At 55.8% G+C, this 12,569-nt stretch carries 12 protein-coding genes; 2 read left to right on the forward strand and 10 right to left on the reverse strand.

What is annotated here, in order from left to right:
- Positions 1 to 480: 480 nt before the first annotated feature.
- Positions 481 to 1,884, forward strand: coding sequence for a multidrug transporter subunit MdtD (gene mdtD / locus J2X14_RS10155; RefSeq protein ID WP_352411101.1), 1,404 nt, complete (start codon positions 481 to 483; stop codon positions 1,882 to 1,884).
- Here the strand turns inward: mdtD and rbsR are convergent.
- The 9 genes from rbsR to budA all read right to left on the reverse strand — a co-directional run bounded on the left by rbsR (position 1,881) and on the right by budA (position 11,143).
- Positions 1,881 to 2,882 carry a ribose operon transcriptional repressor RbsR gene (gene rbsR, locus J2X14_RS10160; protein WP_502889990.1) on the reverse strand — a complete coding sequence of 334 codons (1,002 nt, stop codon included), beginning with the start codon at positions 2,880 to 2,882 and terminating at the stop codon, positions 1,881 to 1,883. The genes mdtD and rbsR overlap by 4 nt on opposite strands.
- 5 nt (positions 2,883 to 2,887) lie before the next feature.
- Complete coding sequence (rbsK, locus tag J2X14_RS10165) at positions 2,888 to 3,817, reverse strand: ribokinase (RefSeq protein ID WP_352411103.1); 930 nt, start codon at positions 3,815 to 3,817, stop codon at positions 2,888 to 2,890.
- A 61-nt stretch (positions 3,818 to 3,878) separates the two neighbouring features.
- Positions 3,879 to 4,760, reverse strand: coding sequence for a ribose ABC transporter substrate-binding protein RbsB (gene rbsB, locus J2X14_RS10170; RefSeq protein ID WP_502889991.1), 882 nt, complete (start codon positions 4,758 to 4,760; stop codon positions 3,879 to 3,881).
- Between the two features lie 23 nt (positions 4,761 to 4,783).
- Positions 4,784 to 5,755: a ribose ABC transporter permease gene (rbsC, locus tag J2X14_RS10175; RefSeq protein WP_352411104.1), complete on the reverse strand. Its 972-nt coding sequence runs from the start codon at positions 5,753 to 5,755 to the stop codon at positions 4,784 to 4,786.
- On the reverse strand, positions 5,752 to 7,263 hold the full coding sequence (gene rbsA, locus J2X14_RS10180) for a ribose ABC transporter ATP-binding protein RbsA (protein WP_352411105.1): 1,512 nt from the start codon (positions 7,261 to 7,263) through the stop codon (positions 5,752 to 5,754). The genes rbsC and rbsA overlap by 4 nt, the downstream gene beginning before the upstream one ends.
- Before the next feature lie 7 nt (positions 7,264 to 7,270).
- Positions 7,271 to 7,690, reverse strand: coding sequence for a D-ribose pyranase (gene rbsD, locus J2X14_RS10185; RefSeq protein WP_352411106.1), 420 nt, complete (start codon positions 7,688 to 7,690; stop codon positions 7,271 to 7,273).
- A gap of 168 nt (positions 7,691 to 7,858) precedes the next feature.
- Positions 7,859 to 8,632, reverse strand: coding sequence for a (S)-acetoin forming diacetyl reductase (locus J2X14_RS10190; RefSeq protein ID WP_352411107.1), 774 nt, complete (start codon positions 8,630 to 8,632; stop codon positions 7,859 to 7,861).
- Between the two features lie 31 nt (positions 8,633 to 8,663).
- A complete protein-coding gene (gene alsS, locus J2X14_RS10195; protein ID WP_352411108.1) occupies positions 8,664 to 10,340 on the reverse strand; it encodes an acetolactate synthase AlsS in 1,677 nt (558 codons plus the stop codon).
- Between the two features lie 20 nt (positions 10,341 to 10,360).
- On the reverse strand, positions 10,361 to 11,143 hold the full coding sequence (gene budA / locus J2X14_RS10200; RefSeq protein ID WP_352411109.1) for an acetolactate decarboxylase: 783 nt from the start codon (positions 11,141 to 11,143) through the stop codon (positions 10,361 to 10,363).
- A gap of 105 nt (positions 11,144 to 11,248) precedes the next feature.
- Here budA and J2X14_RS10205 point away from each other — a divergent pair, with 105 nt between their 5' ends.
- Positions 11,249 to 12,151: a LysR family transcriptional regulator gene (locus J2X14_RS10205; protein WP_352411110.1), complete on the forward strand. Its 903-nt coding sequence runs from the start codon at positions 11,249 to 11,251 to the stop codon at positions 12,149 to 12,151.
- Here J2X14_RS10205 and J2X14_RS10210 read toward each other — a convergent pair.
- On the reverse strand, positions 12,142 to 12,543 hold the full coding sequence (locus J2X14_RS10210) for a YgiW/YdeI family stress tolerance OB fold protein (protein WP_352411111.1): 402 nt from the start codon (positions 12,541 to 12,543) through the stop codon (positions 12,142 to 12,144). The two genes, J2X14_RS10205 and J2X14_RS10210, sit on opposite strands and share 10 nt — an antisense overlap.
- Positions 12,544 to 12,569: the final 26 nt, after the last annotated feature.

Genomic DNA, 12,569 nt, shown 5'->3' on the forward strand with positions numbered 1-12,569 from the left:
CACTCTGAGACTTGATACTGCAATATTTTTTGCGATATCCCGTCCGTGAGTGCCCACACAGATTGTCTGATAAATTGTTAAAGAGCGGTGCGACCAGCGTTTGTTGCCGTTGTCGCGAGGTGGCGTATATTACGCTACTCTCTTTCAGAGTCAACCTCTTTTTCAGAAGTTTTTCTCCGGCGATTCAGACTTCGCTGAACCGCCTGACTCGACGCTGCCTAAGCTGCTTTGCCGTGTCAGTGGAGGCGCATTATAGGGAGTTCTCAGAACCTCGCAAGCGCTAATTTAAAAAAAATGACTGAGCGTTTCTTTTTTCGCCAAATGCGCAAATAGCAGCCGCCCATTGCACACATCTTAGCCTAAAAGCCGTTTTGCATTACCCGCTTTTGTCCACATGTCGTTCTCCGGCTGGTGCTATTCTCTATTGCTCTGCTGATTTTTGTTTTTCCCCGCGTAAACAATAAAGAAGAAGGATGCTTGATGATCAAATCTGCGCGCAGTATGGCCGGCCTCCCCTGGATTGCTGCGATGGCTTTTTTCATGCAGTCACTCGACGCAACAATATTGAACACCGCCCTTCCGGCAATAGCCGACAGCCTCCAGCGCTCTCCACTTGCTATGCAGTCTGCGGTGATCAGCTATACCCTGACGGTAGCAATGTTAATCCCGGTCAGTGGCTGGCTGGCCGATCGCTACGGTACGCGTAAGGTGTTTATCGTTGCCGTTTTCCTCTTTACCTTTGGTTCTTTGATCTGCGCGCTTTCCGGCTCGTTAACGATGCTGGTTGTCTCACGCATTATTCAGGGAATTGGCGGAGCGATGATGATGCCGGTAGCGCGCCTTGCTCTGTTAAGAGCCTATCCACGCAGCGAGCTGTTACCGGTATTGAACTTTGTTACCCTGCCAGGGCTGGTCGGCCCGGTAGTGGGTCCCATGCTGGGCGGCATCCTGGTGACCTACGCCTCGTGGCATTGGATCTTCCTGATAAACATTCCTATCGGCATTCTGGGTATCGTCTACGCGCGCAAATATATGCCGGACTTCACCACGCCGCGTCGCCGCTTCGATCTGTTGGGCTTTATGCTGTTCGGATTTGGTCTGGTGCTACTGTCATGCGGAATAGAGCTGTTCGGGGAGAAAATCGTCGCCAGTATGGTCGCCACCGCCGTACTGCTGGCGGGCATACTCTTACTGCTTCTTTATATAGTACATGCGCGCCGTCATCCTACGCCGCTGATTGGCCTGCCCATGTTTAAGACGCGCACCTTTTCTATCGGTATTCTGGGGAACGTGGCTTCCCGGCTTGGCACCGGCTGCGTTCCTTTCCTTATGCCGCTGATGCTGCAGGTAGGGTTTGGTTATTCGGCGATTATTGCTGGCTGTATGATGGCGCCGACGGCGATTGGGTCAATGCTGGCTAAATCCACGGTCACCGGCGTGCTGCGCAAGCTGGGCTACCGCACTACGCTGGTCGCGATTACGATAATCATCGGTCTGTTTATTGCCAGCTTTGCGCTGCAGTCACCGGGCGAGCAAATTTACGTTCTGCTGCTGCCGCTGTTTCTGCTGGGAATGGCGATGTCCACGCAGTTTACCGCCATGAATACCATCACGTTGGCCGATCTGACCGATGAGAATGCCAGCAGCGGCAACAGCATGTTGGCGGTAACCCAGCAGCTGGCGATCGGTTTTGGCGTGGCGGTGAGCGCCGCGGTACTGCGTTTCTATGAAAACTTCGGCGGTACCACGGTTGAACAATTCCACTCTACGTTCCTGACCATGGGCGTGGTCACCGTGCTGTCGGCGCTGGTATTTATGCTGTTAAAACCAGGTGATGGACGCCACCTGATTAGCGATCGCGAAAAGCGCCGTAAAAAAGTTTAACGTTGCACCACTGACTGTCGTTCGATCAGCTCCGGCGTCAGCACCAGCCTTTGCTGGCTGCCGCCGGGCGATTTGAGGCGATGAATTAACGTATCGATCGCCAGTTCGCCCAGTTCATCCTTTGGCTGATGAATGGTGGTGAGCGGTGGCGTCATATAGCGCGCCAGTTCAATATCGTCATATCCCATCACCGCCATATCGTCAGGAACGCGTAACCCTGCCTGATACAATGCGTGATAAGCCCCCACGGCCATCGCGTCATTGCTGGTAAATACCGCCTGCGGCGGCGATTTACAGGCCAGCAGCGCCATCATACCGTTATATCCGCCCTGAAACTCAAAATCGCCATTAACGATGTATTCTGCAGGTAAAGGCAGACCGGCGGCGACCATTGCCTGCTTAAATCCTTCCAGCCGCAGCCGCGCCGGGGTTTTATCCAGCGGCCCGGCAATGCAGGCGATGCGCGTATAACCGCACGCGATAAGATGGCTCGCCGCCAGCTCGCCGCCGAGCAGCGAATTGTCCTGAATAATATCGCTGCCGCCGTCGAAGGGCGCCCAGTCCATCATCACCGAAGGGATGCCTGGATAACGCGTCAGAATATCGGCAGAAGGGAGATGGCTTTCGGTACACATGATCAGCAAACCATCGACGCGCTTTTGCAGCAAGGTTTCCAGGCTGCGATTCATGCGCTCTTCATCGCCTTCGGTATTGCAGAGCACCAAACTGTAACCGCGCTCGTAGCAGCTGTTTTCCACGCCCCGCACTACTTCGGCATAAAACGGGTTACTGCTGGCGGTAAGCAACATACCAATGGTATGGGTTTGATTGATCTTCAGGCTGCGCGCTAACGCAGAGGGCGCATAGTTGAGTTCATGAATCGCCGCCTCGATTTTTTCCTTAATCGCTTCACTGACAAAACGGCTGTTATTAATGACGTGCGAGACCGTGGAGGTCGAGACGCCCGCTAAACGAGCGACATCTTTCATGGTAGCCAATCCGCTTACCCCTGCTGCTGTAAAAAGCGGTCGATCTCTTCGCGCCAGGGCACGGACGGTTGCGCGCCGGGACGCGTCACGGCAATGGCCGCGGCGGCATGGGCAAAACGCACCGCCTGCGCCATCGGCTGCTGTTCTAACAGCGCGGTAATCAACGCGCCGTTAAACGTATCCCCGGCGGCAATGGTATCCACCGCCTGCACGCGGAAGCCAGGAATGCGCTGTCCTTTTCCTTGTTCACTGAGCCAAACGCCACGGCTACCGAGGGTAATCAGCACCTGCGCGATGCCTTTCTCATGCAGCACGGCGGCGGCCCGCGCCGCATCCTCATCGCTTTTTATCGCAATGCCGGTCAGCATTTCCGCTTCAGTTTCGTTAGGCGTAATCATATCCACCAGCCCCAACAGCGCATCTGACAACGGCGCCGCCGGTGCGGGATTCAAAATAACGCGTGTCTGATGCTGTCGGGCTACCTTCGCCGCTGCCAGCACGCTTTCCAGCGGTGATTCCAGCTGCATCAGCAAGGCGGAGGCGTCAGCGATCACCTGCTGGTGCTGCGCAACAACCTCTGGCGTTAACGCCGCGTTTGCTCCGGCATGAATAGCAATGCTGTTTTCACCTTCGCCGTTGACGAAAATCAGCGCGACGCCAGTCGTGGCGGCATCAATAACCGTAACGGGAGAGGTATCAATGCGGTCAGCGGCTAGCTGTTGGCGAATACGTTCGCCAATATCATCCGCGCCCACGCAGGCGATAAATGCGATATCTGCGCCGCTGCGACCGGCAGCAACCGCCTGGTTCGCGCCTTTACCGCCAAAAGCCACCTGATACTGTTTCCCGATCACCGTTTCACCGGGCCGCGGGAACTGTGACAGATTTAAAATATGATCGGCATTAATACTGCCAAGTACAGCGAGTTTAGCGGATTGCGTCATTCGGGGTTCATCCAGAAAAGTGCGCCACCTGAACGGTGGCGCGTTGCCATGCTTTTCTTTGTTATTTGGTGACCAGCTTCAGATCAACCGGATTGATAGCCTGTACTTTCTCGCCTTTTAACGCTTTATCCGCGATCTGTACGCCTACCTGACCAATTTTTTCCGGCATCTGCGCCACGGTCGCGGCCAGTTTGCCGCCTTCTACGGCTTTAACCCCATCAGCGGTGCCGTCGAAGCCCACCACCACCACATCAGATTTGCCGGCAGTTTGCAATGCGCGTAGCGCACCCAGCGCCATTTCATCATTCTGCGCGAATACCGCCTGCACATCCGGATGCGCCGTCAGCAGGTTCTGCATCACGTTCAAACCTTTGGTGCGATCGAAGTCGGCAGGCTGGCTACCCAGGATCTGAAACTTATGCGCATCGGAAGCCTGTTTAAACCCTTCGCCACGCTCACGTGCGGCGGAGGTGCCGGCGATGCCCTGCAGCTCAATGATTTTGGCGCCTTCGCCCAGCTTTTTGGCGATAAAGTCTCCGGCCATTTTGCCGCCGAAACGGTTATCTGACGCCACGTGGCTGATCACCTTGCCCTGCGCCGCAACGCGGTCCAGCGTAATCACCGGAATATTGGCCTGGTTCGCCATTTTAACCGCATTCCCTACCGCATCCGAGTCGGTGGGGTTGATCAGCAACAATTTGGTGCCGCGTACGGTCAGATCCTGTACGTTGGCCAGCTCTTTCGCCGGGTTATTCTGCGAGTCCAGCACCACCAGGTTGTATCCCAGCTTATCGGCTTCTTTCTGCGCGCCTTCTTTCAGTGACACGAAGAAGGGGTTATTCAGGGTAGAAACCACCAGCGCGATGGTATCTTTTGCCAGGGCGTTGGCGCTGAGGGTGGCACCGAGTAATACCGCCAGTGCCGTCAGTTTTGTCATTTTCATCTTTATATCCTTAGAGGTAAGCGCTATTTACTGCTTTTGTTATCCACCAGCACCGCCAGCAAAATCACCACCGCTTTGACGATCATCTGATAGTAGGAAGAGACGCCCAACAGGTTGAGGCCATTATTCAGGAAGCCGAGGATCAGCGCGCCGATCAACGTGCCCATAATGCGTCCTTTACCGCCCGCCAGGCTGGTTCCGCCCAGCACTACCGCGGCGATGGCGTCCAGCTCATAGCCGGTGCCTGCGGTAGGTTGCGCGGAAGAGAGACGAGCCACTTCGATGGTGCCCGCCAGCGCCGCCAGCATCCCGCTCAGCGCATAAACAATGATCTTAACGCGGTTGACGTTAATGCCTGATAACCGGGTTGCCGCTTCGTTTCCGCCCAACGCATAAATATAGCGGCCCAGGCGCGTATGATGCAGCATGTACCAGGCGGCGAGGAACACCACCGCCATCAGCCAGACCGGCGTCGGAATTCCCAGCGGACGGCCAATCCCGAACCAGCCAAAGAGATCGGCATTATCATTAAAGCCGGTATTTACCGGGCTGCCATCGGTATAGACCATGGTGACGCCGCGCAGCAGCAACATCATTACCAGCGTGGCGATAAAGGCCTGCACTTTCCCCTTCGCCACAATGGTGCCGGTCAGCGCGCCAATCGCGGCCCCCAGTCCCAACGCGGCGGCAACGGCCAGCAATGCATTCACTTCCAGCCCAACAATCGAGGCCGCGACCGCGCCGGTCAACGCCAGCAGCGAGCCAACGGAAAGGTCGATGCCGGAGGTGAGAATAACCAGCGTCATGCCTACCGCCATAATGGCGTTCACCGAGGTCTGTTGCAGAATATTGAACAGGTTATTCACGGTAAAAAAGTTCGGGCTCTGGCTGGCCACCACGGCGATCAGCACAATCAGCGCAATCAGCGATTTCTGCTCCAGCAGCCAGGCCTTGCTGAACCAGCGGCGGCGAGCGGGTAAGGATTGGGTACTCATAAATGGGCTAACTCCTCGCTGTGTTGCTTGCCTACGGCGGCAGCCATCAGGACTTCCTGCGTGGCTTGTTCGGTGGAAAATTCGCCGCTCAGGCGGCCTTCATGCATAACCAGAATGCGATCGCTCATTCCCAGCACTTCCGGCATTTCAGAAGAGACCAGAATGATGCTCAGCCCCTCTTCTTTAAACTGGTTGATCAGCTGATAAATCTCTTTTTTGGCGCCGACATCCACGCCACGCGTGGGCTCATCCAGAATCAGGACGTTAGGGCGCGTCATCAGACCTCGGGCAATAGCGACTTTCTGCTGATTGCCGCCGGAAAGCAGGCCAATGGTTTGATCCATGCCGGGCGTTTTGATATTAAACAGGCGAATAAAATCGCTTACCGCCAGCTGCTCGGCGCTGTGCTTCAGGCCGCCGCCGCCGTTGCTGAAATAACCCAGCGCGGTCAGCGACATGTTCTCTTTTACCGACATTCCCAACACCAGGCCATCACGCTTACGATCTTCAGAGATATAAACGATGCCGTTCGCCAGGCCATCCTGCGGTGTACGCACATTGATTGCGCGTCCGTTCAGCACCACTTTGCCCGCGCTACGCGGCAGCGCGCCGTACAGCATTTTCATCAGTTCGGTGCGTCCCGCGCCCATCAGCCCGGAAATGCCCAGAATCTCGCCTTTGCGCAGCGTAAAGCTGACATCCTCAATGCCCGGCCCGCTGAGGTTTTCGACCTGCAAACGGATCTCGCCCGGCGCTTTATCCAGACGGGGATATTGATCTTCCAGCTTGCGCCCCACCATCATTTCAATCAGCGAGGCTTCCGTCAGCGTAGCGACGCTGCACTCGGCGATAAACTGGCCGTCGCGGAACACCGTGACGTCATCGCAAATTTCAAAAATTTCTTTCATGCGATGCGAGATATAGACAATGCCGCAGCCCTGCGCTTTCAGTTCATTAATCACCCGGAACAGCGACACCGTTTCAGTATCGGTGAGCGCATCAGTGGGCTCATCCATGACGATCACTTTTGATTCAAAGCTGAGCACCTTGGCAATTTCCACCATTTGCTGATCGCCAATGGAGAGATCGCCCACCAGCCGATGGCTGGTAAAACGCAGGTTAAGGCGTTTAAGCAGCGCATCCGCTTCGGCATGCATCTTTTTCCAGTCGATACGGCCAAAAGCGTTCACGAACTCGCGCCCGAGGAAAATATTCTCCGCAATGGAGAGCTGCGGAATCAGGTTCAGTTCCTGATGGATAATGCCGATGCCCGCCTCTTGTGACGCTTTTGGCCCGCTGAAGTGGGTCTCTTCGCCCAGCCACTGCAACGATCCGGCGTCGCGTTTATAGATGCCGGTCAGCACTTTCATCATGGTGGACTTGCCCGCGCCGTTTTCGCCGACCAGCGCCATGACCCGGCCGGGGTAAACGGCAAGCGACGCGCCATTCAACGCTTTCACGCCGGGAAAGGATTTTTCGATGCCTTTTAGTTGCAGTAGCGGTTGCATAGCAGCCTCAGAAGGTCACGCCAGCGGTCAGGATAATATTCGCGTAGGGCGTACATTCCCCGCTGCGAATCACCGCCTGGCTCCGTTGCGTTAAGGTTTTAAATTGCTCATGAGGAACATAGGCGATAGCGATCTGGTTGCCCTGTTGCTGTTGCAGCACGTCCAGCAGCGCGATCAGCTCGCTGTGCAGCGCGGCGTTATGCGTGCGGATCTCTTCGGCAATAATGGCGCTTTCTACCTGCATTTCATGCGTGACGACCTGCGTCACCTGTAAAAAGCTCGGAATGCCGTGCGTTATCGCCAGATCGATACGCTGTGGTCCGGCGGGAATCGGCAGTCCGGCATCGCCAATCGTCAGGCTGTCGGTGTGCCCAAGACGAGCCACGACCGTGGAAATTTCAGCGTTAAGTAAGGTGCCTTTTTTCATGATGCGCTCCTGAGCGAAACGTTTCGCCAGACGGGAGTGTCAGAAAAAGCTGAGAGGATGACAACAGGAAGGTCGCGAAACTGTGATCGCTATCGAAACGTTTCGCTGATGCGCGGGGAAATTTGATTTAGGCAACGAAACGGGCCGATGACGGCCCGTCGCAAGGGATTAACTAAAGACCATGCCGCCATCAATCAGCAGCGCCTGGCCGGTCATGTAGTCTGAATCCGGGCCTGCCAGGAAAGCAACGCAGTTAGCCACATCTTCCGGCTCAGAAAGACGGCCCAGCGTGATGCGTTTAGCAAACTCGGCGGTGCCGTAGCCTAACGGCTGGCCCGCTGCGGCAGAGACCTGACGGTCGATTTCATCCCACATGGGCGTTTTGACAATGCCTGGACAGTAAGCGTTAACGGTAATGCCCAGCGGCGCCAGGTCGCGCGCGGCGGTCTGGGTTAAGCCGCGCACGGCGAACTTGCTGGAGCTGTAAACGGCCAGTTCCGGGTTACCAACGTGGCCCGCCTGCGAAGAGGCATTGATGATTTTGCCGCCGTGCCCCTGCGCTTTAAAGGCTTTAACCGCGGCCTGAATGCCCCAAATCACGCCTTTCACGTTGATGTTGTACACCTTATCGACGATTTCCGGCGTAATATCTTCAATCAAGGTGGTCGGCGCGACGCCCGCGTTATTCACGATAACGTCAAAGCCGCCCAGCTGCTGCTGAGTCTGCTCAACCGCTGCGAATACCTGATCGCGATCGGAGACATCTGTCTTCAGCGCAATCGCTTTACCGCCCTGCTGATTAATCTCATCGGCGACCTGACGCGCGGTTTCAGCGTTGTAATCCACGACCGCGACAGCAAATCCATCCTTCGCCAGCCGCAGCGCGATAGCTTTACCAATGCCCTGACCGGAACCGGTCACTAGTGCAACTTTGCTTTTCATAACTGCTCCTTGCTGAGTTGATAAACCGTTATTACAGGATCTGGCTCAGATGCAGCTGCCCCATCAGTTTGGGGTTGTCGGCATAATCCACCGGCACCGCAACCACCGCAGGCCCCTCTACATCCATCGCCTGGCGCAGGATAGGCTCCAGCTGATCGGCGCTTTCCACCGCGAAACCAGCGGCACCAAAAGCTTGCGCGTAGGCTTTAAAATCGATTGGACCAAAGTTCACGCCCGAAAGGCGCTGATACTTCTGCTCTTCCTGAATCGCCACCATGTTGTAAGCATTGTCGACCCAAATAATGTGCAACACATTCGCCTTCAGGCGCACCGCCGTTTCCAGCTCCATGCTGGACTGCATAAAGCCGCCGTCGCCCGATACCGACACCACTTTGCGGCTCGGATCCACCAGCCAGGCCCCGATGGCCCACGGCAGCGCTACGCCCATGGTTTGCTGTCCGTTAGAGATCATGATTTGACGAGCGCGGAAGCTATAAAGGTAGCGTGCAATCCAGATATGGAAACTGCCCATATCAACAGTGAGCGTTACATCGTTGTTAATAATGTCCTGCATGGCGCGCACGATCCGCAGCGGATGCAGCGCAAACTGGTTCAGTTGATGGCCACGCATTGTTAACAGTTCGCGTTGATGTTGGCGATCTTTAAGAATTTCCGCAGACTCAGGGCTGAGGTGCAACGGCGAGCCAATACGTCCGGCGAGTTTATCCAGCGTGGCGGCGATATCACCAATCAGTTCGGCATCCGGCTGATAGCAGTTGTCGGTTTCCGCCGGTAGCACATCAATATGTACCAGCTCAGCGTGACCGCTGTTCCATTTTGCCGGTTCATATTCCACCGGGCTGTAGCCGATAGTGATAATCAGATCCGCCTGACGCAGCAGACGATCGCCCGCCTGATTATTAAACAGGCCGACACGCCCGGCGAAACGCGAAAAGTGCGACTGCGATACGGCACCGGCCGCCTGATAGGTGCTGGTAACCGGAATATGACTGCGCTCCAGCAGGCGGTGCAACGCCTGCGCATTGTGCGGCTGGCTGGCCATCAGACCCAGCAGGATGATCGGGTTCTTCGCGCTAGCGATTTTGTCAGCGACGCGACTAATGGCGCTGTCCGGCGCGGAGCCGAGCAACAGTTCGTTCGCAGGCGGCAACACGTTGCCGCGTACCGGCCCGTCAACGATATCCTGCGGCAGACTGATAAACGCCCCGCCGGGGCGACCCAGTTCCGCATAGCGGAAGGCGTTCGCGATGATTTCGCCCAGCGCATCCGGCGCGCCAACTTCTACAGCATATTTGGTGATCGGACGGAACATCCCAACGGTATCCATGCTTTGATGAACCAGCTTGGCGCTGTCCGCACGTTTCACCGCCCCGCCCAGCGCCACCACCGGATCGCCTTCTGAGGTCGCCGTGGCCATACCGGTAATCAGATTGGAGCAGCCGGGCCCGGAAGTGACCAGCGCCACGCCCGCTTTGCCGGTCAAACGTCCAACCGCGGCGGCCATAAACGCGGCGTTGGCTTCGTGGCGCACCGGAATGGTTTGAATGGTGGAATCCACCAGCGAATCGAAAACTTTATCCACTTTAGCGCCAGGGATACCAAACACCTGTTTCACGCCTTGCGCCTCAAGCTGGGCGACAATCAAATCGGCGCCGTGCGCCCATTCTTTCTGCATATCGCTTTTCATTTTTTCTCCTGTGGCGGGATTTAGCTTTCTACGGCGCGAATGGCGCTGTCGAGATCGTCCGGGTTAAGATTGGCCTGTAAAAAGTCACGATCTTCCGGCAGATCGACCACCAGCTTGCTAATAGCGCCGAAGGTCAGCACGCCGGACTCCAGGCTATAATCGAGTACGTGCCCGCCGCCCTGACGATCGTCCGTAATAAAGTGTTCGTGGTAGCCCGCGACGTTAATGCCCTGCATATACTGCGGCGTACGGAAGCCAATCAGCACCCCTGCGCGCTGGTTAAAATGGAAGGTCGGCTGCTGTTCAATCGCCTCCATCATCGGTTTATAAGGGCGATGCTGGCAGGGTACGGTACGCGTCTGCACCTGCTGGAAGCGGCCGTCGATACGCAACGCGCAGAACTGGTTATCTGAAGTGATTTGCTGATTAATGATCTCATGCACCGCATCACGATCGGCCACGCCGTCAAAACGATGCTGATACTGGGGACGGAAAAAGGTCATCACAGCAAAGGGTGTACGCTGGTGAGGCTGAGCCGCATTGGCGCTGCCGTCGGAACGCAGCTGATACACCTGACGGTTAAAGGCGATCATTTCGCCATCGAGATGGTTAAAGGTACCCAGACCGAAATCCCCTTTTTTCAGCAGGTCGGCAATGGTTCGGGAACCTTCATAAACCCCGCTCAACAAGGCGCTCATTAGCGAGGTCTGATAGATTACGCTTTCTGGTTGTTCATTGCGCAGTGTACTGATGGTTTCAGCAAGCTGTTCCTCGCACGAACAATCAGTTACAGAATGTGACATGATTATCCCCTTCACACCAAAGGTTAACACTGTTTAACTATATGTTGGCGCGATTCAGTGGGAGAATCCAATATAGAAAGCACTTCACTTTGAGACGTTTTAGATATGGAACTACGGTATCTTCGTTATTTCGTCGCCGTTGCACAGACGCGTAACTTTACGCGCGCGGCGGAAATGCTGGGTATTTCTCAGCCGCCGTTAAGCCAGCAGATATTGCGCCTGGAGCGAGAAATTGGGACGCCGCTGCTAAAGCGGCTGACGCGCGGCGTGGAGTTAACCGAAGCGGGTGAAGCGTTTTATCAGGATGCCTGTCAGATTCTTGATTTAACCGGGCATGCGCTGGAAAAAGCGAAAGGGATTGCGCGTGGCGTGACAGGAAAATTGTCGCTGGGTTTTGCCAGTTCCGTCGCCTTTCATCAGGATATTTTTCGTCTGCTTCAGACCTTCCAGCAGCAGTTTCCTTCGGTCACGCTGTTGCCGCGCGAGGCGAGTATGTCGTCGCTGATGCAGGATTTGCAGGAAGGTTTACTGGATGCCGCTTTTGTCCGCCTGCCTTGTGAAACCAGCAAAGCGTTTAACCTGAAGCTGATCGCCAGCGAGAAGATGCAAATCGTTCTGCATGACGCTCATCCGCTCAGCGCAAAAAAGAAGATCTCATTAGCGCAGCTCAGCGATACGCCGATGGTGATGTTTCCGCGCGAGATCGCGCCCAGCCTGTATGAGTCGATTATCAGTGCCTGCGTGCGGGCGGGCTTTCAGCCACAAACCGGCCCGCATGCGCCGCAGCTCTCGTCGATAATCGGCATGGTCTCAGCGGGCTTTGGCTTTGCGCTGGTGCCGCACTCGCTCAGCTGCGTCGCCATGCCGAATATCAGCTACCATCCCTGTCAGGAAGCGTCGCTGACCACCGATATTGCGCTGGCCTGGCGACGCTGGGATCGCTCACCGACGTTACAGCATCTGTTGGATACGCTAACGCAGCAGCTGAACGTCGAACATCAGCCCTGAATTTTGCGCACCTGTTTAACATCCAGCTGCGCATCATTAAAGGCTTTATCCAGCTCGCCCTGCAATTCCACTTTATCGCCAGGCGCAACGTTCTGGCCTTTCCAGTCTTCCTCCTCGATTTCCACGGAAAGCGTACCGGTTGGATCCTGGAACAGATAGTTGTCATCGCTCAGGCGCTTAACGATATTGCCGCGTACGGTAATCCAGCTGTCATCCTTCAGCTCTTTCGCTTCTTTTACCGTGACCACATTTTGCGGCCCTTTAAAGCCGCCCTTCCTGGCAGGTTGCTGATTCTGTGGCGCATTCGGATCGACAAACCCGCCGGGCTGTGCCGCCAGCACCGGCATCGTAAACAGAGCGACAATTGCAACCATTGCAGCATGCTTCTTCATCGGATTTCCCTCGTGGGTTAATGGCT

The organism is Mixta sp. BE291 (genome assembly GCF_031457955.1).
Lineage (GTDB): Bacteria > Pseudomonadota > Gammaproteobacteria > Enterobacterales > Enterobacteriaceae > Mixta.

What these genes read in the sequence shown, in the direction of transcription:
- mdtD (WP_352411101.1), top strand. Translation starts at nt 481, where the DNA reads ATGATCAAATCTGCGCGCAGTATGGCCGGCCTCCCCTGGATTGCTGCG.
- rbsK (WP_352411103.1), bottom strand. Translation starts at nt 3,817, where the DNA reads ATGACGCAATCCGCTAAACTCGCTGTACTTGGCAGTATTAATGCCGAT.
- rbsB (WP_502889991.1), bottom strand. Translation starts at nt 4,760, where the DNA reads ATGAAAATGACAAAACTGACGGCACTGGCGGTATTACTCGGTGCCACC.
- rbsC (WP_352411104.1), bottom strand. Translation starts at nt 5,755, where the DNA reads ATGAGTACCCAATCCTTACCCGCTCGCCGCCGCTGGTTCAGCAAGGCC.
- rbsA (WP_352411105.1), bottom strand. Translation starts at nt 7,263, where the DNA reads ATGCAACCGCTACTGCAACTAAAAGGCATCGAAAAATCCTTTCCCGGC.
- rbsD (WP_352411106.1), bottom strand. Translation starts at nt 7,690, where the DNA reads ATGAAAAAAGGCACCTTACTTAACGCTGAAATTTCCACGGTCGTGGCT.
- J2X14_RS10190 (WP_352411107.1), bottom strand. Translation starts at nt 8,632, where the DNA reads ATGAAAAGCAAAGTTGCACTAGTGACCGGTTCCGGTCAGGGCATTGGT.
- alsS (WP_352411108.1), bottom strand. Translation starts at nt 10,340, where the DNA reads ATGAAAAGCGATATGCAGAAAGAATGGGCGCACGGCGCCGATTTGATT.
- budA (WP_352411109.1), bottom strand. Translation starts at nt 11,143, where the DNA reads ATGTCACATTCTGTAACTGATTGTTCGTGCGAGGAACAGCTTGCTGAA.
- J2X14_RS10205 (WP_352411110.1), top strand. Translation starts at nt 11,249, where the DNA reads ATGGAACTACGGTATCTTCGTTATTTCGTCGCCGTTGCACAGACGCGT.
- J2X14_RS10210 (WP_352411111.1), bottom strand. Translation starts at nt 12,543, where the DNA reads ATGAAGAAGCATGCTGCAATGGTTGCAATTGTCGCTCTGTTTACGATG.